20 protein-coding genes are annotated in these 20,196 nt (G+C 67.3%); 1 reads left to right on the top strand and 19 read right to left on the bottom strand.

Going from position 1 to position 20,196, the window contains the following annotated elements; genetic code table 11:
* The 5 genes from CK944_RS07505 to CK944_RS07485 are packed head-to-tail and all read right to left on the bottom strand — an operon-like array spanning nt 1 to nt 5,135.
* Nucleotides 1–537: a cytochrome c oxidase subunit 3 gene (locus CK944_RS07505; RefSeq protein ID WP_103172430.1), complete on the bottom strand. Its 537-nt coding sequence runs from the start codon at nt 535–537 to the stop codon at nt 1–3.
* On the bottom strand, nt 537–2,459 hold the full coding sequence (locus CK944_RS07500; RefSeq protein WP_103172429.1) for a nitric oxide reductase activation protein NorD: 1,923 nt from the start codon (nt 2,457–2,459) through the stop codon (nt 537–539). Before CK944_RS07500 ends, CK944_RS07505 begins: the two co-directional genes overlap by 1 nt.
* Before the next feature lie 4 nt (nt 2,460–2,463).
* Nucleotides 2,464–3,267 carry a CbbQ/NirQ/NorQ/GpvN family protein gene (locus tag CK944_RS07495; protein WP_103172428.1) on the bottom strand — a complete coding sequence of 268 codons (804 nt, stop codon included), beginning with the start codon at nt 3,265–3,267 and terminating at the stop codon, nt 2,464–2,466.
* Nucleotides 3,268–3,272: 5 nt separating this feature from the next.
* Nucleotides 3,273–4,670, bottom strand: a complete 1,398-nt coding sequence (locus CK944_RS07490; RefSeq protein ID WP_103172488.1) for a cbb3-type cytochrome c oxidase subunit I — start codon at nt 4,668–4,670, stop codon at nt 3,273–3,275.
* Between the two features lie 12 nt (nt 4,671–4,682).
* Complete coding sequence (locus CK944_RS07485; RefSeq protein WP_103172427.1) at nt 4,683–5,135, bottom strand: cytochrome c; 453 nt, start codon at nt 5,133–5,135, stop codon at nt 4,683–4,685.
* Nucleotides 5,136–5,269: 134 nt separating this feature from the next.
* On the opposite strand from CK944_RS07485, the gene CK944_RS07480 reads away from it, so the two are divergent.
* A complete protein-coding gene (locus CK944_RS07480) occupies nt 5,270–5,494 on the top strand; it encodes a hypothetical protein (RefSeq protein ID WP_103172426.1) in 225 nt (74 codons plus the stop codon).
* Between the two features lie 102 nt (nt 5,495–5,596).
* On the opposite strand, the gene CK944_RS07475 is transcribed toward CK944_RS07480, so the two are convergent.
* The 14 genes from CK944_RS07475 to CK944_RS07410 form a co-directional block, all read right to left on the bottom strand.
* The gene (locus CK944_RS07475) at nt 5,597–6,757 is read right to left on the bottom strand and encodes an MBL fold metallo-hydrolase (protein WP_103172425.1); all 1,161 of its coding nucleotides are present in this window, start codon (nt 6,755–6,757) and stop codon (nt 5,597–5,599) included.
* Nucleotides 6,726–7,697 carry a patatin-like phospholipase family protein gene (locus CK944_RS07470; RefSeq protein ID WP_103172424.1) on the bottom strand — a complete coding sequence of 324 codons (972 nt, stop codon included), beginning with the start codon at nt 7,695–7,697 and terminating at the stop codon, nt 6,726–6,728. Before CK944_RS07470 ends, CK944_RS07475 begins: the two co-directional genes overlap by 32 nt.
* Before the next feature lie 3 nt (nt 7,698–7,700).
* Nucleotides 7,701–8,189, bottom strand: a complete 489-nt coding sequence (locus tag CK944_RS07465) for a DUF4142 domain-containing protein (RefSeq protein ID WP_158247971.1) — start codon at nt 8,187–8,189, stop codon at nt 7,701–7,703.
* An 80-nt stretch (nt 8,190–8,269) separates the two neighbouring features.
* Entirely contained in the window at nt 8,270–9,022 is a 753-nt protein-coding gene (locus CK944_RS07460; protein ID WP_103172487.1) for an SDR family oxidoreductase, read from the bottom strand.
* Between the two features lie 23 nt (nt 9,023–9,045).
* On the bottom strand, nt 9,046–9,795 hold the full coding sequence (locus tag CK944_RS07455) for a DUF2243 domain-containing protein (RefSeq protein WP_103172422.1): 750 nt from the start codon (nt 9,793–9,795) through the stop codon (nt 9,046–9,048).
* Between the two features lie 54 nt (nt 9,796–9,849).
* Nucleotides 9,850–10,680, bottom strand: a complete 831-nt coding sequence (locus tag CK944_RS07450; RefSeq protein ID WP_103172421.1) for a manganese catalase family protein — start codon at nt 10,678–10,680, stop codon at nt 9,850–9,852.
* A 135-nt stretch (nt 10,681–10,815) separates the two neighbouring features.
* On the bottom strand, nt 10,816–11,640 hold the full coding sequence (gene iolB, locus CK944_RS07445) for a 5-deoxy-glucuronate isomerase (protein WP_103172420.1): 825 nt from the start codon (nt 11,638–11,640) through the stop codon (nt 10,816–10,818).
* 65 nt (nt 11,641–11,705) lie between these two features.
* On the bottom strand, nt 11,706–12,617 hold the full coding sequence (gene iolE / locus CK944_RS07440; RefSeq protein ID WP_103172419.1) for a myo-inosose-2 dehydratase: 912 nt from the start codon (nt 12,615–12,617) through the stop codon (nt 11,706–11,708).
* A gap of 11 nt (nt 12,618–12,628) precedes the next feature.
* Nucleotides 12,629–14,467, bottom strand: a complete 1,839-nt coding sequence (iolD, locus tag CK944_RS07435; protein ID WP_103172418.1) for a 3D-(3,5/4)-trihydroxycyclohexane-1,2-dione acylhydrolase (decyclizing) — start codon at nt 14,465–14,467, stop codon at nt 12,629–12,631.
* 62 nt (nt 14,468–14,529) lie between these two features.
* Nucleotides 14,530–16,452, bottom strand: coding sequence for a 5-dehydro-2-deoxygluconokinase (gene iolC / locus CK944_RS07430; RefSeq protein ID WP_103172417.1), 1,923 nt, complete (start codon nt 16,450–16,452; stop codon nt 14,530–14,532).
* A gap of 18 nt (nt 16,453–16,470) precedes the next feature.
* A complete protein-coding gene (locus CK944_RS07425) occupies nt 16,471–17,256 on the bottom strand; it encodes a TIM barrel protein (RefSeq protein WP_103172416.1) in 786 nt (261 codons plus the stop codon).
* 4 nt (nt 17,257–17,260) lie between these two features.
* Nucleotides 17,261–18,277: a Gfo/Idh/MocA family protein gene (locus CK944_RS07420; RefSeq protein ID WP_103172415.1), complete on the bottom strand. Its 1,017-nt coding sequence runs from the start codon at nt 18,275–18,277 to the stop codon at nt 17,261–17,263.
* A gap of 8 nt (nt 18,278–18,285) precedes the next feature.
* The gene (locus tag CK944_RS07415) at nt 18,286–19,182 is read right to left on the bottom strand and encodes a sugar phosphate isomerase/epimerase family protein (protein ID WP_103172414.1); all 897 of its coding nucleotides are present in this window, start codon (nt 19,180–19,182) and stop codon (nt 18,286–18,288) included.
* Nucleotides 19,183–19,254: 72 nt separating this feature from the next.
* The gene (locus CK944_RS07410; RefSeq protein ID WP_103172413.1) at nt 19,255–20,184 is read right to left on the bottom strand and encodes a substrate-binding domain-containing protein; all 930 of its coding nucleotides are present in this window, start codon (nt 20,182–20,184) and stop codon (nt 19,255–19,257) included.
* Nucleotides 20,185–20,196 lie beyond the last annotated feature (12 nt).

Raw genomic sequence — 20,196 nt, 5'->3', positions numbered from 1 at the left:
TCACCCCAGCAGATAGATGGGCGGCAGGATCAGCACCCAGACCAGATCGACCATGTGCCAGAACATCGCGCCCGCCTGCACCGCATCGGGCCTGGCGCGGATGGCGACCATCGCCAGCAAGACCACGCCCGCCGCTACATGGGCCGCGTGAAAGCCCGTCAGCAGGAAATAGAAGGTGAAGAAGGGATGGGTGTCGATGCCGATCCCTGCCGACAGGTCATGGGCGTATTCCGCGCCCTTCACGGCCAGAAAGACCGCACCGCCAAGCGCCGCCAGCATCAGCCCCCGACGCGCCCCGCGCCCGTCGCCCCCTGCCGCCGCGCGTTCGGCGCGGGCGGCGAACAGCCCGGACGTGACCAGCACGACCGTGTTCAGCGCCGCCATCCGCCCGTCCAGCATGGCCTGCGCATCCGCAAAGCCCGCCGGATCGGTCAGGCGCATGGCCGCCATCGCTGTGATGCCCGCCGCGAAGACCAGGATCTCGGATCCGATCAGGATCCACATGATCAGCTCGCCCGGCAGGTCCTCCAGGTCCATCACATCACCAGTTGGCGATAGATCTGGGGCAGGGTGCCGATCAGCCGGTCGGGGTCGCGGATCACGGAAAAGCCGCCCTGGCCGAAGATGCGCGGGAACCAGCTTTGCGCGCCCTTGTCGATGGTGATGCCGAAGACCGAATGGCCCGCCCGCCGCGCCTCGCGCACGGCCATGGCGCTGTCCTCGATCCCGTGGCGGCCTTCGTAATGGTCCAGGTCGTTGGGCTTGCCGTCGGTGATGACGATCATCAGCCGCCGCGACCGGCCTTCCCTGGCAAGACCTGCCGAGGCATGGCGGATCGCCGCGCCCAGCCTTGTATAGAAGCCGGGGCGCAGGGCATGGATGCGCGCCTCGATCCGCTGGGCCATGGGCTCGTCAAAGGACTTGCAGTCGTGGATCCAGACCCGGTCGCGCTTGAGCGAGGAGAACCCCTGGATCGCGAAGCGGTCGCCGCAGGCGTCCAGGCCCCAGGCAAGCGCGGTCAGCGCCTCTCGTTCGATGTCGATGACGGGACGGCCGGTCACGGCGCTTTCGGTCGAACGCGACACGTCCAGCAGGATCGACACGGCGAGGTCGCGGTTTTCCGGCCGGGCCTGGCGCCAGATGCGGTCGCTGCCGCGACCCGATGCGCGCAGGTCGGTGACCGACCGCAGCGTGGCGTCCAGATCCAGGTCGTCGCCGTCGGGCTGGGCATGACGGATCAGCCGGGCCGGGCGCAGGGCCTGGAACTGGCGGCGCACCGCCTCGATCCGGCGGCGGGCGGCGGCGTCGGCGATGCCCGCGTAATCGGGCGCGGGTTCGACGGGGGCTGCCAGCACGCGGCAATGATCGGGCATCCAGACGCCCGCCCGCGCGTCCCATTCGGGATAGGTGAAGCGGCCCGCCACGCGTTCGCGGTCCACATCCTCGGGCGCAAGATCCAGGTGCAGCTTCAGCTTGGTTGCAGGCGCCTTGCTGATCTGGCCCAGCACGATCTCCTCGTGGTCGTCGGCGGCCTTCTTGGCATTGTCCAGGTCGTCGTCTTCCACCCGGCGGTTGATGTTCAGCATCTCGGCCCAGGTCAGCATGGCCTCGAACTTGTAAAGGATCAGGCTGTCCTTGCGTTCGGCCTGGTCGGCCTTGATCCGCCGCGTCTTGCGGGCGGTGCCGTCGCCGGATTCCTCGGGCGTGCCGTCGGTGGGCAGGCTTGCCACGTCGGAGGCGATGCCGCTGGTCAACCCGCGCAGGTCGGGCCACATCGGCATGGGCAGCATGGGCCGGTATCCGCGCGGGGCGCGCCAATGGACGGGGGGGCTGTCCAGGCCCGCCAGCAGCTCGGCATGGACCCGGGTCGGATCGCCCAGCAGGTGCCGGATCAAGGATTCCACGCCGGCCTCGGCCCCCGACAGGTTCGGGCGGATGCGATCGGCCAGATGGGCTGCGCAAAGCCGCGCCCATGTGGCGCGCAGGCCGGGGGCGGATTGCAGCGTGGCGCGGGTCATGGCCCGGCCCGCGCGGATCGCGGCCAAGTCGGCCAGGAAGGGATCGTTCTGGGCCACGAAATCCGGCGCATGGGCCGATGCGGCGGCCAGCCACAGGAACAGCGCCTCGTTGTCGGCCTTGGCGGGAAAGACCGCCAGTTCCACCGGCAGGCGCAGCGATCCGCCGTCGAAGCTGGCGCGGGCCAGGTGTTCGGTCTCGAACGCCAGCTTGCGGCGCAGGGATATGCGGTGCCGGCTGGCCTGGTCGGCCACCGGCTTCAGTTCCACATCGGCCGCCCCGCCAAGCCCGCGGAACAGCACGGCGATGCGGCCGCGCATGTCGTCGAAGCGCACCGCCGCATCGGGATAGCGGCGCGGCGGATCCATGCGCGAGGCCAGGAAGTGCCAGATCTTGCCGACGCTTTCCTCGGGCTCCCAGGGGGCGATCTCGATATGGCCCATGGCGTCAGCCCATCACCGCGACAACCAGGTCCATCAATCCCGCGCGGATGTCGGCATCGTCGGTCAGGGGTTCGATCATGGCGGCGCGGATGGCGCGGTCCATCGACATGCCGCCCGCGATCAGGGTGGCGGCATAGACGACCAGGCGGGTGGACACGCCTTCCTCCAGATCCTGGCCCTTCAGCCCGCGCAGCTTGTTCGCCAGCCGCACCAGCAGGGACACGCGGTCGGCATCCAGCCCGCTTTCGCGCACCACCACCGGGATTTCGTGTTCGGGCTTGGGAAAGGTGAATTCGACCGACAGGAAGCGCTGCCGGGTCGAGGGTTTCAGCGTCTTCATGATGTTCTGGTAGCCGGGGTTGTAGGATGCCACCAGCATGAAGCCGGGGGCCGCCTGCAACTCCTCTCCGGTGCGGTCGATGGGCAGGATGCGGCGGTCGTCGGTCAGGGGGTGCAGGACTACGGCCACGTCCTTGCGGGCCTCGACCACCTCGTCCAGATAGCAGATCGCGCCTTCGCGCACGGCCCGCGTCAGGGGGCCGTCCACCCAGACGGTTTCGCCCCCCTTCAGCAGGTATCGCCCGATCAGGTCGGCCGCCGACAGGTCGTCATGGCAGGCCACCGTGTAGAGCGGCCGCCCCAGACGCGCCGCCATATGGGCCACGAAGCGGGTCTTGCCGCAGCCCGTGGGGCCTTTCAGCAGCAGGGGCAGGTTCTTCGCAAAGGCCGCCGCGAAGATGTCGCATTCGTCGGCCTGGGGCAGGTAGAAGGGGGCATCAAGCCCCCCGATGTTGAAGGTTCCATCCATCGTCGTCACTCCGCAGCGATGTAGTCGGGGTTGTTGGCCAGGCGCTCACGCTCGACCGGGCCGGGGCGGACCACTTCCCGGCGCGGGAAGGACAGGGCATAGATGAACAGGATCGCACCCAGCACCACGGCGACGCCCGACCCGAAGCGCATCCAGTAGAACAGTGCCATCTGGTCCTGCACCTCCATGTAGCCCATGCCCAGGACGCGCTGCAGATGGGTCTGCACCGTGCCCGCGAAGGTCAGGGCGAAGGTCATGAACAGCATGCCCCCCGACATCAGCCAGAAGGACGCCATGTTCAGCACCTGGTTATAGGGGTCGCGCCTGCGCAGGATCGGCATGGCATAGGAGAACAGCGCCAGGTTAAGGCAGACATAAGCGCCATAGAAGGCCAGGTGCCCGTGGGCGGCGGTGACCTGCGTGCCGTGGGTGTAATAGTTCACCCCGTGCAGCGTATGCAGGAAGCCCCAGATCCCCGCGCCGAAGAAGGCCAGCACGGCGCAGCCCAGCGACCACAGCAGGGCGGCCTTGTTGGGGTGGTCGCGCCGGCCCTTCCAGACCATCACAAAGGCGAAGGCCATCATCGCGAAGAACGGCACCACCTCGAAGGAGGAGAAGATCGAGCCGATCCACTGCCAGTATGCGGGCATCCCGATCCAGAAGTAATGGTGCCCGGTCCCCAGGATGCCCGAAAACAGCGCGGTGGCGACGATGACATAAAGCCATTTCTCGACGACCTCGCGGTCCACGCCGGTCAGCTTCAGCATCAGGAAGCCCAGGATCGAGGCCATGATCAGTTCCCAGACGCCTTCGACCCACAGGTGGATCACATACCACCAGTATTGCTTGTCCAGGCCCAGGTTGGCGGGGTTGTAGAAGGCGAACAGGAACAGCAGCGCCAGTCCCCACAGCCCGATCAGAAGGATGGTGCTGATCGTGGTCTTGCGGCCCTTCAGCACCGTCATCGACACGTTGTACAGAAAGATCAGCGCGGCCACGACGATGCCGACCTTGACCCAGGTGGGCTGTTCCAGGAACTCGCGCCCCTGCGTGCCCACGAAGTAATTGCCCGCCCAGGGATTCCACAGATAGGTCAGCACCGCCCCCGCCGTGCCCACCACCAGGATGAACAGCTGCAGATAGGCCAAAAAGGGCGAATGGATCTCGCGTTCCGCTTCCTCGGGGATCAGGAAATAGGCGGCGCCGAAGAATCCGCACAGCAGCCAGACCACCAGGGCGTTGGTATGGACCATCCGGCCCACGCTGAAGGGCAGGATCTCGGACAGGAAATTCGGCTGGACATAGATATAGCCGATGATCAGCCCCATCGTCACCTGCGTGGCGAACAGGGCCAGGGCCACGGCGATATAGGCCAGGGCGATCTTTTGTGATTGATATTTCATGGTGTTTTCCAATCAACCGGCGTCGTTAGGGGGCCAGTCCTGGGTGCGGATCTTGTTGGTCCACAGCAGGAAGTCGGTGACTTCGCGGATTTCGTCGTCGGACAGGTTGAACTGCGGCATCTGGCGCCGCCCCTCGATCCCGGAAGGCTGCGCCTCCATCCAGGCCTTCATGACCTCGAAGGCGGCCTCGGGGTCGTCCTGGACGCCCCAGCGGGTCATCACGTTGCCCAGTTCGGGCGCGAAATAAGCGCCTTCGCCCAGGATCGAGTGGCAGTTGACGCAGGCGTGCTTTTCCCAGACGTGCTTGCCGCTTGCCACGCTGGCGGTCAGCGGGGCGTCATTCGTGGACACGTTCACGATATACCAGTGGCTGTGCACCGACAGGCCGATGAAGATGAGGATAAAGAACAGCGACCCGCCATAGAAGATGTTCCGGGCCATGCTCTTTGTCAGGACTTCGCGCATGGCGAGGATCTCCCGATACAGTTGCGATGGGTTGCACCATCGCCGGACGGCCGGGGGCGATCCTTGTCCAAAGTCAAAGAAGCCGCATTAAATTCGTGCAGAATGCAGGGATGGGGCAGAAAAGGGGAAAGCTCATGGACGATCGCTGGCCGGTCTGGAAACTGGCGCTGATGCTTTATGTCTTCGCGGCAGGGGCGGTGGCGATCAACCTGTTCATGCTGGGGCTGCTGGGCCAGGCCGTCGGGCTGCCCGCGCTGTCGCCGGTGACGACGGTGCTGGTGTCGATCCCCCTGGGCATTCCCGCCGCCTGGGCATCGGGGCTGTGGGCGCGGCACCTGATGGACCAGGCCGCGTCCTGAGCCGGCGGTTCCAACCGGCGGATCTTGCGCGGATGGCGGTCGGCATCATTCCGGCCTTCATGAAGCGCCAGTTGCTGGTGGGGGCATCGGCCCCCGTCCATGTCAGGGCCGGTCGGGCGACCGGGGCAGATAGCGGCTGTGGGCGGGCAGCCCGCGACTGTCGAAATCCCGGCCAAGCCGATCAAGCGCGGCCAGGAAATCCGGTCCCGCCACGGCAGGGCCGTGGCCCGGGATCATCCGTTCGGGACGCAGCGCCGCAAGCCTGCGCAGGGACTTTCCGGCGGCGTCCCAGTCAGGCGTGAAATAGGCGGGCGGACCTTGCAGATGCGGGATCTGCAACACCGCGCTGCCAAGCGATTCCTGGCGCGTGGCGCTGATAGCGTCGCCTGCGATCAGGTCGCCCGTGGCCGCGTTCCAGAAGGACACATGCCCCGGCGCATGGCCCGGCGTATGGATCCATTGCCAACCGTCCAGGCCCGGGATCGTGCCGTCGCGGGGCAGGTCCTGCAACCGGTCGGACACATCGATCGGCCCGCGCGAGAACAGCGGGGACAGTTCGGCCATGGAACCGCCGCCGACCTCGGGGGCGGGGGGTGGATAGGACCGCGTGCCGTCCAGATAGGGACGTTCCACAGGGTGGGCCAGGATCGGCGCGTCCCAGTCGCGCGCCAGTTCGGCCAAGGCGCCGACATGATCGAAATGCCCGTGGGTCATGAGGATCGCGGCGGGCCGGGCATCGCCGAACCGCCCCCGCGCCGCCGCGCGAATGGCGGGGCCGGACCCGGCCAGACCGGCATCGACCAGGAACCAACCCCGGTCCCCCGCATCCGGCCTGCCGATGAAGGCCACGTTGACGATGCCGCAGCGCAGCCGGAGCAGATCCGGGCCAATCTCGTCCCCGATCACTGCTTCCCGGGGAAGCGGCACCCCGTCCGGCCCCGGCGGCTGGGTCAGGGCGGCGGCGGCCAGGGAAAAAACGCCGTAGCCTGTCAGAAGGGCGCGCGGTCCGGGCGCGCGTTCGCCCAGGCCCGCCGCCAGGCAGGCCGCCCCTTGGGCCGCGTCCAGCATCCGGTGCTGGTCCAGGCCGATCCCGCCGCCCGGGCCGTCGCGATACCGGGTGGCCAGGGAATAGGCCGCGACCCCCAGCCCGGCCAGGGCCAGCGGGCGCGTCAGGCGGCCGGGCCATCCCAAGGCGCGGGGCACCAACAGCAGCGCGGCGGCGGATGCGGCGTCAAGCCGGGCGTGAAGACGGATCGGAATCATCGGACACATTCTCCAAGGGGGCGGGTGCCGGTGCAGCGGGGGGCAAGGACGCGCGAAGGTCGCCAAGCGCCCGGGCCGTCAGGGCCGCGCCCAGTTCGACCCGCCGCGCCAGGTTGGATCTGCCGAAATCGAAGGCCTTGCCCACGAAGACATCGTCGGGATCGGTCAGCACGACATGATGGAAATCGCGCCCCTTCAGGTCGGCGCATTGGATGATGCGGGCCGATTGCCCGGCAAAGAACAGTTCCTGCGCGCGGGTGCCGATGCCGTCCATGGTTTCCAGCATCGTTCCCTGCTGCGTGAACAGGTCAAGCGCGATGATCGCCGCATCGCCCGGCCGGTCCAGCAGGGGGCGCAGGGGCAGGTTCTCGCACAGGCCCGGATCCAGGAAGGCGCGGCCGTCGATATGGACGGGCCGGAACAGGATGGGCAGGGCGGTGCTGGCCATCAGGTGGTCCACCGTCAGGGTCGTGCCGCGATTGCGGAAATCCACGATCTGGCCGGTTTCGGCATCCAGCGCGGTGATCGTGACCTCGATATCGGAATCGTTCAGGCGGTCGAAGTCGATGCTGCGTTCCAGAAGCCGCCGCATCGGCCCGCGCCGGAATTGGGAACGATCGGCGGGCATTCCCGGCACGATCTCCCACAGGCCCGGCCAGGATGGCACGAACAGTGGCGGATGGCCGCGCAGCAGCATGGCGGTGATGGATGCCCGGCGTCCGCTGACCGAACGATGCTGCGCGACCTTGTCCAGGAATGCGTGCAGCGCCTCGGTCCGCCGGTCGGGCGGATTGCCTGCGATCACCGCAGCCACCACCGCCCCGATCGAGGCGCCCGACGCGCGCGTGACGCGCAGGCCGGATGCCTCGACCGCCTGCCAGGCGCCGACATGGAACGCGCCAAGCGCGTTCCCGCCGGCAAAGCAAAGCCAGGCCTCCATGCGTCAGCCCAGACGGTTGCTGATCGCCCGCAGCATGGACATGTGGGTATCGATGCTGGGGACACCGACAATGGACGCGCCGCGCGCCATCGGGTTTTCGCCATTCTCGGCATAGGCCGCGTGCAGCACGCGCAGCTGCTCGTGCCCCTGCATCTGCGCCGTCAGATACTGCCGGTCGAATTCCGCGCCTGCCTCCATGGCGTTCATCTGTTCCAGCATGGACGCATGTTCGGGCGCGACCTGGTCGGACGGGGCGGCGCCAAAGGCGCGGGCCACGGCCTCCTGCTCGGATATTTCCAGCGCGGCGAAGGCCTGGACGGCGGGGTCGGTCGCCTTCTCGGCGGCAAGCCGGCTGCTGAGCAACGCGAAATTGCCGCCCAGCAGGATTTCCTGCATGCGCGCATCGGGGGCGGCGGCCTGGGCAAAGGCCATCCGGGCGACCGGCATGACGGCGGCTGCGGCGCCTGCGGCGAAAAGGGTTCTGCGTTTCATCGTGGTTCTCCTGTCGGTGGGAAGGTGGCCCGGCGTGCCGGACTGGTGGTTCGCCGGGCCTGTCGGCCGGGCGGGAAAAATCATTCGCCCTTGGGCTTGGCCATCTGCCGGTGCATCTTGGCCACCACGCCCGCGGGCAGGATTTCGGCAGCCGTGGCCTGGATCTTGTTCTTCAACCCCGGCGTCATCTGCGTCTGGCCCGCCAGCATCGCGTCATAGCCGGCGCGGGCGACCATGGCGGGGTCGTCCTTCTTCATCTGGCCCAGGTTCGTGTCCAAAAGCCCCGCGCGTTCGAAGAAGGCCGTCTCGGTGATCCCCGGCATTAGGCAGGTCACGGTCAGGCCGGTGTCCTTCAGTTCCTCGTTCCAGCCCAGGGCGAAGTTGTTCAGAAACGCCTTCGAGGCGTTGTAGATCGCCTGGAACGTTCCCGGCATGAAGCCCGCGATGGACCCGGTGATCAGGATCCGCCCTTCGCCCCTGTCGCGCATGCGCCGTCCCAGGGGATGGGCCAGCCGCAGCACGCCCAGCACGTTCGTCATCACCACATGGTCGATCCCGGCAGGGTCCTGATCCAGGAAGGCATGTCCCATCCCCGTGCCCGCATTCAGCATCAGAAGATCCACATCGCGCCCGGCCACCGTGTTCAGAACGGCGACAATCCCGTCGGGCGTGGCCAGGTCGGCTTCCACCGCCTCGCCGCCCAAGGCGGCGGCCGCTTCGTGGATGGCGGGTTCGTTCGCGATCATGATGGTCTGGTGGCCGTCGGCGCGGGCGATCCGGGCCAGTTCTAGCCCGATCCCGGTCGAGGCGCCGGTGACGATGGCAAGGGTCATGGTCTTCTCCTGTTCGGGCCGCATCACACGCGCGCCCAGTTGAAACATCCGGCGGGCACCCCTGTTCCGCTGACCAGCAGCGCGCCCGACAGGTAAAGCCGCCAGGGGTCGCCGCCTTCCAGCCGCGCGACCGTGACCTGGGACAGGGGGTCGGACCAGATCACGTCGCCTTCCCCGAAACCCGCGCGCGACAGGGCGGTTCCTGGATCGACGCCCGGCGCGAAGACGATGGTGGAAAAGGGCTGATCCGCCGGAGGCAGCGCCGCCCAGGTCCCCGCCCCCAGGCTGACGGCCGCCAGGACGGACACCGTCAGGCCGGGCGGAGGGCCGCCGCGGTCGGTGGGCCTGCGCGTGATGGCACGCCCCAGCAGGATGGGCAGCACACCCAGCCCCAGGAACCATCCCAGATCCCAGGCCAGCGGAAAGGCGCTGTCCAGCTTGATGCGGTGGATGCCCAGCAGCCAATGCGACAGGATCCCGTCCAGAACATGCCAGGCCCCGAAACCCACCAGCAGAGCCCCCAGCGTGCCGTTCAACCCCGCGGCGGCGCCCCGCGCCCGCCAAAGCCCGATCAGGGACAAGGCTGCCAGCCCGTACATCAGGGCATGGAACCAGCCATCCCACAGGATTTGCAGCCGCAGATCCTCCATCCCCGGCACCAGGCTCAGCAGGTGATGCCATTGCAGGATCTGGTGCAGCAGGATGCCGTCGAAAAAGCCGCCCAGGGCGAAACCCAGCGCGATCGTCCAGCGGATCCAGGGCCTTGGGGTCATGATCGTTCCATCCACAATGAAAAGCCCGCCGGCACCGGCCGGCGGGCTGCGGGATCACCCGATCTGTTCGGCCTGCGCGCCGCTGCCCGGCCGGGCCATGCCCAGGTCGGGCTTCTGGTCGGACGGGTGCAGCTTGCCGGTGGTGAAGGTGCCCTTGCCGTCGATGGACGGCCCTTCGCCCCAGCGGCCCGGAACCGGTGCGCTGCCATCGGCCTGGAATCCCAGATAGGTATAGCTGAACTCGGTCTTTTCCTGGGACTGCGGGAAGCTGTTGGGGATCGGGAAGGCGCCGGTCATGCCGCCCAGTTCCTCGAGCGCGGCAAGCCACTGGTTCTGGTGCATCGTGTCGCGCGCGATCAGATAGGACAGCATGTCCTTCATGCCGGTGTCGTCGGTCATGTTGTAAAGCCGGACGGCCAGCGTGCGGCCGGTCGTTTCGGCGGCGACATTGGCGGTCATGTCGGCGGCGATGTTGCCGCTGGCATAGATGTGGGACATGTCGAAGGGCACGCCGTCGCTGTCCACCGGCATGGCCGACAGCCCCGAGGACAGCAGGTTCTTGAGGTTCATGCCCCCCATGATCGCGCCCACGGCGCGATCGGTGGAAGCCATTTCCTCTTTCATCGACAAGGGCGCGCCTTCAAGGTTCATGGCGACGGCCGTGGCCAGCATCTCGATATGGCCCAGTTCCTCGGCGGCGGTGTTCATCAGAAGGTCGCGGAACTTGGGATTGCCACGCGCGCCGCAGGCCTGGAAGAAGTACTGCATGGCCACGCGGATCTCGCCCTCGACCCCGCCGATGGCCTGCTGGAGGGCGCGGGCGAAGACGGGGTTTGGGGAATCGACGCGAACGGGGTATTGCAGCTTGTTGTCGGTGTAGAACATCGGAGAGCCTTGGCTGATCGTGGATTGAAGGTCCGCATTCGGACCGCGAATCACACGCCCGCACTGGGCGGACGACCGACCACCAACAGATCGACCGTCCAGATGTTCCCCGGTGATTGTGCCGTTAATACTTTATCAACTCGCCTGAGCCTGGCGCGCATCCTTCTCGATGACGCCCATGACCTCGGGGGCGGCGACGAAGCGCCAGTTCCGGCGCGGACCCGCCATGACGTTGAGGTAGTAAAGCTCGAACCCGTGCGGCGCCGCGCAGGGATGGTGGCCACGGGGGACCAGGACCACATCGCCGTCGCGCACCGCCATGCATTCGTCCAGGCCGCCGTCGTCCGTATAGACCCGCTGAACGGCCCAGCCGTCCCTGGGGTTCAGACGGTGGTAATAGGTTTCCTCGAGATAGGTGATCCGGGGAAAGTCGTCCTCGTCATGGCGGTGGCTGGGATAGGATGACCAGTGGCCTGCGGGGGTGAAGACCTCGGTGACCAGCAGGCTGTCGCAGAAATCCTGGTCCTCCATGGCGATGTTGTTGATCCAGCGGGTGTTGGTGCCCTGGCCGCGCCGGGTCAGCGTGATCCCGTCCGGGCCGATGCGGCGGGCAGGATGGTTGCCCTGGCCCGGCGCCGTGCAAACGGCCAGCGTGCAATCGGTCGTGGCCTGCGCCTGCCAGTCCTGGCCGGGTGGCACATACAGGCAATGGGGCGGGGTTTTTTCGAAGACATCCATGCGATCGCCCAGAACACCCCAGTCTTGGCCCGCCGCGCGGAACTGGGCCTTACCCTCGACCAGGACCAGGATCGCCTCGGTTGTGCCGGTGGCTTCCGTCACGCTTTCGCCCGCGCGCAGGCGGTGCAGCGAAAATCCCACATAGCGCCAGCCGGCCGACTGGGGCGTGATGCGATGCACTTCGCCATGGGTGCCGAAGGGTCTGCGAAGAAGGGTGCTCATGACGGGCCTTGTCTTCTGTGTGGAAATATCCTCGGGGGTGTGGGGGCAGACAGCCCCCACCGCGCTCACGCCGCCGCCGCGCGGTCCAGTCCCGCCTCGGCTGCCGCCGCCTTCAGCGACTTCAGCCCCAGGGACTGATACTCCAGCGGATTGCGCTTTTCCGGGTCCTGCTCGGCCTCGATCACCAGCCAGCCGTCATAGCCCGCCTCGGCCAGGATGCGCAGCAGCGGCACGAAGTCGATCGCCCCCTCGGGGTCGCCCGGCACGGTGAAGGCCCCGGCCAGCACGCCCTGGATGAAGGGCAGGTTTTCCGCCCGCACCCGCTGGGTCACGTCCCGGCGGATGTTCTTGGCGTGGAAATGGGCCACGCGGGGGGCGTGCTTGCGCAGCACCGCCTGGGGGTCGCCGCCGCCGAAGGTGCAATGGCCCGCGTCGAACAGCAGGTGCGTGGCGGGTCCGGTCGCGGCCATGAAGGCGTCGATCTCCTCGGGCGATTCGACCACCGTGCCCATGTGGTGGTGATAGGCCAGCGTGATCCCCTGCGATGCCAGATAGGCGGCGAATTCCTCGATCTTGCGGCCGAAATCGGTCATCTCGGCGGCCGTCAGGCGGGGCCGGTCGTTCACCGCGACGCGGGGATTGCCATGCACGGTGTTGGAACATTCGCAGACGATGCAGACGCGGCAGTCGTTCGCCTTCAGCTTGGCCAGATGCGGCTGGACCGCCGCGATCTCGTCCTCGACCGAGTTCACCAGCAGGTTGGTCGAATACCAGCCCGAGATGAACTTCAACCCATGACGCCCCAGCAGATCCTTCAGCGCCTGCGGATCGTCCGGCCAGCGGTGGCCGTTCTCGATCCCGTCGAAGCCGATGATACGGCCTGCCTCGTTCAGGATCTGCTCGGTCGGGATATGGGCGCCGATGGTCTGGTCGTCGTCATTGGCCCAGGCGATGGGATTGGTGCCATAGCGGATCATGGGTGCTTTCCTCAGTTCACCAGCCGCGCGCGGGCGGCATTTTCCAGATAGGTTTGATAGGCGTCGCGCAGCCTGTCCGTCGCGCCCACTTCGGGAACGGCCACGTCCCACCAGTGACCGGCATCAACCGTCAGGCCCTGGGCGGGGCCATCCTTGGCGGTGGTGTCGATCACGATCACGGTGGGGATGTCGCGCCCCCGCGCGGCGGCGATCTGCGCTTCCAGCTCGGCGATGCCGCCGGCCTTGACCGCATGCGCGCCCATGGACCCGGCATGGGCGACATAGTCGATGCGGGGCTGGTCCTCGACGTTGCAGTCCACATACATGTTGTTGAACGGAACGCCGCCCGAGACCTGTTGCAACCGGTTGATGCAGCCGTATCCCCGGTTGTCGGTCAGCACGACCGTGAAGGGCACCCGCCGCATCACCGCCGTGGCCAGTTCGCTGTTGGCCATCATGTAGCTGCCGTCGCCCACGAAGCAGATCACCTCTCGGTCAGGCTGCGCCAGCTTGATGCCCATCGCGCCCGCGATCTCGTAGCCCATGCAGGAATAGCCGTATTCCATGTGGTATCCGCCCTGCGCGGGCTGCCACAAAAGCTTCAGCGCGCCGGGCATGGTGCCGGCGGCGCACATGGCGATGGCGTCGGGCGCGGCGCGTTGGACCGCACCAATCACCTGCGCGTCGGTGGGCAGGTCGTTGCCGGGCGCGGGGGCCGCGCAATGGGCATCGACGGCGGCCAGCCAGTCGGTGCGCGCGCTGCCGTCGAAGGCGGCGCGATGATCGCCCAGGGCCGCCGTCAGCCTTTCCAAAGCAACGCGCGCGTCGGCCACCAGCGGCACCGCTCCGTGCTTGGCGGCGTCGTAGCCGTGGACATTGATCGACACCAGCGTCGCATCCGGCGCGAACATGGTCCGCGATCCGGTCGTGAAATCCTGCAACCGCGTGCCGACGCCGATCACCAGATCCGCGTCCCGCAGCACCGCGTTGGCTGCGGCCGATCCGTCCACGCCCGCCGCGCCGAAGTTCATCGGATCCGCTTGGGCAAGGGCCGACTTGCCCGCCTGCGTTTCCGCCACAGGGATGCCGTGGCGGGCGGCAAAATCCGACAGCGCCGCTTCGGCCCCGGAATAGATCACGCCCCCGCCCGCGACGATGGCGGGGCGTTTCGCGGCGCGGATCAGGCTCGCCACCTCCTCCAGTTCCTGCCTGTCGGGTTCCGGGCGGCGGATGCGCCAGACGCGGGGTTCGAAGAAGGCCTCGGGCCAGTCATGGGCTTCCGCCTGTGTGTCCTGGCAGAAGGCCAGGCAGACCGGGCCGCAATTGGCCGGATCGGTCATCACCCGCAGCGCGCGGGGCAGGGCGGTCAGCAACTGCTCGGGCCGTTGGATGCGGTCGAAGTATCGCACCACCGGACGGAAGCAGTCATTGGCCGATACGGTGCCGTCGTCGAAATCCTCGACCTGCTGCAGCACCGGGTCGGGGCGCCGGCTGGCGAAGACATCCCCCGCGATCAGCAGGACCGGCAGGCGGTTCACATGCGCAAGCGCGGCGGCCGTGACCATGTTGGTGGCCCCCGGACCGATGGAACTGGTCACCGCATGGGCGCGCCGGCGCGCCTTGGCCTTGGCATAGGCGATGGCGGCATGGGCCATGGTCTGTTCGTTCTGGCCGCGCCAGGTGGGGAAGGCATCGCCGATGCCCTGCAGCGCCTCTCCGATGCCCGCGACATTGCCATGGCCGAAGATCGCCCAGCAGCCTTCGACGAAGCGTTCGCCGTCTTCGGTCATCTGCACCGACAGCCAGCGGACCATGGCCTGCGCGGCCGTCAGCCTGATCGTTCCGCTCATCTTGGCTCCTCTTGCGTGATCTGCCGGGACAGGCCGTCCGTCCCCCTTGTCCAGATGCCGGTTCATGCCGCCACCTTCGCGCTTGCCCGCGCCTTGTCCCAGATGCCGCAAAGCCGACTGTATCGCCGGGCCATCTCCTCGACCGCCTCGCCGTCGGTCAGGTCGCCGTCCAGCCAGGCCCGCGCCACCGCGCCGAAGATCGTGCGTCCCACCGCGAAGCCCTTGACCAACGGGAAGCTTGCGGCGACGGCAAAGCTGTCGGCCAGTGCCGCCTCGGGCGCGTCGAGACCAAGGACCACGATGCCGCGGGTGTTGGAGTCGTTATCCTCGATCGCGGCGATGGCCTTGCGCCAGGCCACCCCTTCTGTCATCGGCTCCAGCTTCCACCAGTCGGGATAGACGCCCGCCGCATAGAATTGCCGGATCAGCGTTGCCGTCGTTTCGTTGTCCATGGGTCCGACCTTGGACGGGATGATCTCCAGCAGGAATTCCAGGTCGTTGCGGCGCGCGGCCTGGAACAGGCGCCTGACGGTTTCCTCTTGCGCGGCGCGGGTCGCGGGATCGTCCTTGGGATGGCAGAAGCACAGGACCTTGACCACGTTCTCGCGCGCCCAAGCCTCCAGCCCGCCGCAGTCGAGGCCCAGGTCGGGTTCCAGTTCCAGCGGGCGCGATCCCGGCCATTCGGTGGGCCGCCCGATCCACAGGCCCGTGCCCGACGCGGCGTGCAGCGCGTCGCGCCCGATGCGGTTGTCGCACAGGATCCCGTATCCCGGCTTGCCGCCCTGGACCTGCAACGCGGCCCGCAGGCACAGTTCCTTGAAGGCGCCGCCCTTTTCGGGCGTGTATCCGGGCATCTGTTCCAGCTGCATCCGGTGGTCGAAGGCAAAGACCCGCATGGTGGACCAATCGCCCCCCGTGCGCCGGTGGCGGTTGGTGGCCCAGTGGACCTGTTCCAGTTCGGGGTCGTTGCGCAGGTCGGGCCGGATCACGCCGCGTTTCAGGAAGAACTCCAACTCGGCCAGCGATGGATAGGCGGGCGTGCAGCCGTGCCGGCTGACCGCAAGCGCGCCGCAGGCATTGGCGTATTCCAGGGCCTTGGGCCAAGGCTCGCCATCCAGCCAGCCCTTCATCAGCCCGGAAAAGAAGCCGTCGCCCGCGCCCAGCACATTGAAGACCTCGATCGGGAAGCCCGGACCGGCTTCGCCCTGATCCAGGCTGTCGGGGATGGCGCCGGTAAAGGCCACCGCGCCCGCAGCCCCGCGCTTGCAGACCAGGGTCGCATCGGTGACGCCGCGCACCGCCCGCAGCGCGGCCACCGTGTCGGTGGTGCCGCCAGCGATATGAAACTCCTCCTCGGTGCCCACGATCAGGTCGAACAGGGGCAGCGTGGCTTGAAGCCGGGCCGTCACCGCCGCGCTTTCCACGAAGCGGCTTTCGCCCGCGTCGTGCCCCGCCAAGCCCCAGAGGTTCGGGCGATAGTCGATGTCCAGTGCCGTCCGCGCCCCATGCTTGCGGGCCAGCCGCAGCGCCTTGACGACGGCGGCTTCCGTGCGCGGATGCGACAGATGCGTGCCGGTCGCCAGCACCGCGCGGGCGTCCGCGATCAGGGCTTCGTCGATATCGTCCTCGCACAGCGCCATGTCGGCGCAGTCGCTGCGATAGAAGATCAGCGGAAACTGTTCCTGGTCGCGGATCCCCAGGATCACCAGGGCCGTCAGCCGGTCGGGATCGGTCCTGACGCCCCGCACGTCCACGCCCTCGCGCACAAGCTGTTCGCGGATGAAGCGGCCCATATGTTCGTCGCCCACCCGCGTGATGAGACCGGACCGCAGCCCCAGCCGCGCCGTGCCGCAGGCGATGTTGGTGGGGCTGCCGCCGATATACTTGCGGAACGACCCCATGTCCTCCAGCCGCCCGCCGACCTGCGCGCCGTAAAGATCGACGCCCGCGCGGCCGATGGTGATCAGGTCAAGGGATTTGGTCATGGGATCGGTCCTTTTTGGTCAAAGCTGCGCGGAAACAAAGGCCATGCTGGCCTTCACCGCGCCCTTGGGATCGGCGGCCCCATGCACTTCGGGGGCAAAGGGTTCGAAGCTGAAGGCCCCGTCATAGCCCGCGTCCAGCAGCGCGCGGATCTGGGGCAGGTTTTCCAGCCGGTCCCCGCCGTCCACCAGCACCCGGTGCGCGTCCAGCATGTCGGCCACCGACACCGCCGGATCGGTCACGCCCGAGATGTGGACAAGGCCGGTCCAATCCGGGAAGAACTCGGTTTCCCCCGCCAGGTGGTGGTGGAAGGTGTCGTGCATCAGCTTGTAGGTGCCTTCGCCTCCGGCTGCCTGGATGGCGCGGATCGCCTCGGCCTTGGTGCGCAGGGACGAGACCGGGAAGCCCAGCGGTTCGACAAGCCCGGTCAGCCCGCGCGTATCCAGGATCGTCTTCATCGCCGTCAGCGCGCCCACAAGGCTGTCGAAATCGACGGGCGTGCCGTCCTTCAGCGGGCACATCACCAGGGCCTTGGCCCCGCAGGCGGCGGCGTAATCGGCCATCGCTTCGGCCCGCGCGGGCAGGTCGCCCGCCCAGATGTTGAAGGGATAAAGCGCGTTAATGGAGACGATGGCGACGCCTGCCTTTTCGGCCTCGGCCTTCACGTCCTCGGGGCGCCATTGGGACAGGACGTCGGGCAGGTCGTTGCGGATTTCCACCTCGGTCACGCCAAGGTCGCGCGCCGTGGCGAAGAAGTCGGGCAAGGGCAGGTTCGGCGCGGCGATGTGGTTCAGGGCAAAGCGCATGGGGTCAGCCTTGGGCGTAAAGGGCGGGACGGTCGGGATAGGTGATGGCGATCATGGCGCCCTCGGCTTCCTGTGCCTCGACGCAGGCGTCCGAGGTGACGGCGGCCATGTAGCCGTCCCAGGATGTCGGGCCCGATGCCGTGCCCTGCGCCGCGGCCTTCAGGAAGTCCTGCAACTCCACGTCATAGGAGGCGACGAAGCGGTCCTTCCAGTCGGTCAGGATCGGGTTTTGCAACGTCGCGTTCAGGCGCGTCTGGATCGCCATCGGTTCGGGCAGCCGGGCAACGCCATCCTCGCCCACGACCTCGCACTGGATGTCGTAACCGTAATGGCAGTTCACGAAGATCTCGGTGTCGATGACCGTGCCCTTGGCCGTCACCAGCGTCACGATCTGCGGGTCGCGCAGCTTGGCGTGGGAACGTGCGGAGGACCGGGGAAAGGTCACGCGGGCGGACACATAGTCGTCGTCCAGAAGCCAGCGGAACACGTCGATCTCGTGGATCAGCGTATCGTGGATCGCCATGGGCGTCGTATAGGCCTCGGGCACGAAGGGGTTGCGGTGCGCGGCATGGACCATGATCGGAGCGCCGATCTGGCCGTCCACGACCTTCTTCAGCGCAGCGTAGCCTTCGTCATAGCGGCGCATGAAGCCCACCTGCACCAGACGCTTGCCATGCGCCACCTCGGCATCGACGATGCGCTTGGCGCCCTCGGCGGTCGTCGCCAGCGGCTTTTCGCAGAAGCAGGGTTTGCCGGCGGCGATGGCGGCCAGGACATATTGTTCATGCGTCGCGCCCCAGGAGGTGACCAGCACCGCGTCCACATCGGTGCTGGCGATCAGATCCTCGCCCCTGTCGAAGACGGTGGCATCCGGGGCGATGTCGGCCTTCACGGCTTCGGCGGATGCGCGGTTGACGTCCGACAGCGCGGTGATGGTGCCGCCCGACAGCACCTGGTTGATGCGCCGCGCGTGGTCGCGGCCGATGGCTCCGGTGCCGATGACACCAATCCTGACGGTCATGTTGGATCTCACTTCCAGTATTTTTCGACGTATCGTTTGGTTTCGGACAGCATGAACCTTGCGCTGTCCTCGGCCCGGTCTTCCCAGGCGAAGACGCAGTTCGACAACACGCCGTCGAACTTCATGTCGGCCAGGGTGGCGAAGAAGGTGTCCCAGTCGATCTCGCCCTGGCCGAAGTCGGTGTGCTGGTGGACGCGCACCTTCGATCCCGGCGGGTTGACGATGTAACGCAGCGCCGAGGACTTGTTGTGGTCATAGGTGTCGGCAAGCCGCACATGTTCCAGCAGTCCTTCGGTCGCGCGCAGGTTCGCCACCATGTCGGGACCGTAGAAGAAGGTATGCGGCGCGATGAAGGATGCGCGCACCATGGGCGAGTTGATGGTCTTGATGATGTCCACCGCCGGGGCGATCTCCTCCAGCCAATCCTCGGGATGGGCCTCCAGCGACAGCTTGATGCCCTCGCGTTCCAGGATCGGGACCAGCACGTCCATAGCGCGCAAGAACTGGTTTTCGCAGGTCTCGGGACGGTGGAGGCCCGAACGGTCGTTCAGGCTTCGGTCGGGGCTGCCGCCGCGGCCGAATTCGCTGACGAACAAGGGACATTCCAGTTCGACTGCCCATTCGATCGCGCGCTTCCAGTTGTCGATCGCCACGTCCCATTCATCAGGGTATGGGCTGGCCCAGCGATACATCGGCTGGATCGAGGCGAGGCCCACGCCCGTATCGCGCAGTGCCTGCTTGAAGCTGCGGATCCGTTCCGGGTAAAGCTTCGGGCGCGTCCACCAGGAAAAGAAGTCGGGGCGGGGCGACATTTCTACATGGTCATAGCCCAGTTCGGCCACCTTGCGGACGGTATCCTCCAGCGACAGGTGGCGGATCATGTGCGGGTCAAGCGTGTGTTTCATCGGGCGTCTCGGACAGGGGTCAGGGGCCGGGCAGGGCGGGGAGGAGGAGACGCCCCGCCCGGCAAAGGCCGGTTACTTCTGGTAATCGGCCATGTTCTGGGGCGTGACCGGCTCGAACGGGATCCAGTGTTCGGGCTCGATCTTTTCGCCCGCCGCGGCGGCGACGGCGGCGCGGACCGCCTGTTCGCCCTGGCCGGTGGCGTTCTGATAGACGGTCACGTCCATCTGCCCCGCCTCCATCGCGGCCAGGCCGTCGGCGGTGGCGTCGATGCCCGCGATGACGATTTCGCCCTTGCCCGTGGTCGCGGCCAGGGCCTGGGCCGCGCCGATCGCCATTTCGTCGTTGTTGGCGACGATGGCGTCGAATTCCAGGCCCGCCGTCAGCCAGGAGGTCACCAGATCCTGCGCCTGGACGCGGTTCCAGTTGGCGACCTGCTTTTCGATGATCTCGACTTGGCAATCGGGCTGGGCGAAGGCTTCCTCGACCATTTGCGTGCGCACATGGGCGGCGTGGTTTTCCAGCGGTCCCATCAGGATCACCGCCTTGGCATCCTCGCGCCCTTCAAGCGCCGCGCAGACGGCGGCGGCTTCCAGGCGGCCCGCGTCGGTTTCCTGCGACCCGACATAGGCGGTGCCCTGGGGCATCCCGGTTTCCAGTTCGGCGGGCGGATGGTTCACATAGATCAGCGGGATGCCCGCCCCGGTCGCCGTGGCGGTGATGGCCGCCGTGCTGTCGCCATCGACCGCGTTCACGATGATCGCATCTACGCCGTTGGCCACGAAGTTCTGGACCTGGTTCAGCTGCTTGGCGACGTCCAGCTGCGCATCCTCGACCGACAGGGTGACGCCTTCGGTCCGTTCCGCCTCGGCGCGGATGCCGTTCAGCAGGATCGTCAGGAAGGGGTTGTCAAAGGACGTCATGGTGACGCCGATCCGGGTTTCCGCCACGGCGGGCGCGGCCAGCGACAGGCAAAGGGCGGTGGTGGCGATGAGTCTGGTCATGGGGGTGCATTC

This window comes from Paracoccus sp. SY, from assembly GCF_002901215.1.
Classification (GTDB): domain Bacteria; phylum Pseudomonadota; class Alphaproteobacteria; order Rhodobacterales; family Rhodobacteraceae; genus Paracoccus; species Paracoccus acridae.
The sequence above is the reverse complement of the archived record's forward strand: the minus strand, read 5'-3'. Positions and strand labels throughout refer to the sequence as shown.

Excerpts from the sequence above, each read along its gene's own strand:
- CK944_RS07505 (WP_103172430.1), bottom strand. The coding sequence starts at position 537 with ATGGACCTGGAGGACCTGCCGGGCGAGCTGATCATGTGGATCCTGATC.
- CK944_RS07500 (WP_103172429.1), bottom strand. The coding sequence starts at position 2,459 with ATGGGCCATATCGAGATCGCCCCCTGGGAGCCCGAGGAAAGCGTCGGC.
- CK944_RS07495 (WP_103172428.1), bottom strand. The coding sequence starts at position 3,267 with ATGGATGGAACCTTCAACATCGGGGGGCTTGATGCCCCCTTCTACCTG.
- CK944_RS07490 (WP_103172488.1), bottom strand. The coding sequence starts at position 4,670 with ATGAAATATCAATCACAAAAGATCGCCCTGGCCTATATCGCCGTGGCC.
- CK944_RS07485 (WP_103172427.1), bottom strand. The coding sequence starts at position 5,135 with ATGCGCGAAGTCCTGACAAAGAGCATGGCCCGGAACATCTTCTATGGC.
- CK944_RS07480 (WP_103172426.1), top strand. The coding sequence starts at position 5,270 with ATGGACGATCGCTGGCCGGTCTGGAAACTGGCGCTGATGCTTTATGTC.
- CK944_RS07475 (WP_103172425.1), bottom strand. The coding sequence starts at position 6,757 with ATGATTCCGATCCGTCTTCACGCCCGGCTTGACGCCGCATCCGCCGCC.
- CK944_RS07470 (WP_103172424.1), bottom strand. The coding sequence starts at position 7,697 with ATGGAGGCCTGGCTTTGCTTTGCCGGCGGGAACGCGCTTGGCGCGTTC.
- CK944_RS07465 (WP_158247971.1), bottom strand. The coding sequence starts at position 8,189 with ATGAAACGCAGAACCCTTTTCGCCGCAGGCGCCGCAGCCGCCGTCATG.
- CK944_RS07460 (WP_103172487.1), bottom strand. The coding sequence starts at position 9,022 with ATGACCCTTGCCATCGTCACCGGCGCCTCGACCGGGATCGGGCTAGAA.
- CK944_RS07455 (WP_103172422.1), bottom strand. The coding sequence starts at position 9,795 with ATGACCCCAAGGCCCTGGATCCGCTGGACGATCGCGCTGGGTTTCGCC.
- CK944_RS07450 (WP_103172421.1), bottom strand. The coding sequence starts at position 10,680 with ATGTTCTACACCGACAACAAGCTGCAATACCCCGTTCGCGTCGATTCC.
- iolB (WP_103172420.1), bottom strand. The coding sequence starts at position 11,640 with ATGAGCACCCTTCTTCGCAGACCCTTCGGCACCCATGGCGAAGTGCAT.
- iolE (WP_103172419.1), bottom strand. The coding sequence starts at position 12,617 with ATGATCCGCTATGGCACCAATCCCATCGCCTGGGCCAATGACGACGAC.
- iolD (WP_103172418.1), bottom strand. The coding sequence starts at position 14,467 with ATGAGCGGAACGATCAGGCTGACGGCCGCGCAGGCCATGGTCCGCTGG.
- iolC (WP_103172417.1), bottom strand. The coding sequence starts at position 16,452 with ATGACCAAATCCCTTGACCTGATCACCATCGGCCGCGCGGGCGTCGAT.
- CK944_RS07425 (WP_103172416.1), bottom strand. The coding sequence starts at position 17,256 with ATGCGCTTTGCCCTGAACCACATCGCCGCGCCGAACCTGCCCTTGCCC.
- CK944_RS07420 (WP_103172415.1), bottom strand. The coding sequence starts at position 18,277 with ATGACCGTCAGGATTGGTGTCATCGGCACCGGAGCCATCGGCCGCGAC.
- CK944_RS07415 (WP_103172414.1), bottom strand. The coding sequence starts at position 19,182 with ATGAAACACACGCTTGACCCGCACATGATCCGCCACCTGTCGCTGGAG.
- CK944_RS07410 (WP_103172413.1), bottom strand. The coding sequence starts at position 20,184 with ATGACCAGACTCATCGCCACCACCGCCCTTTGCCTGTCGCTGGCCGCG.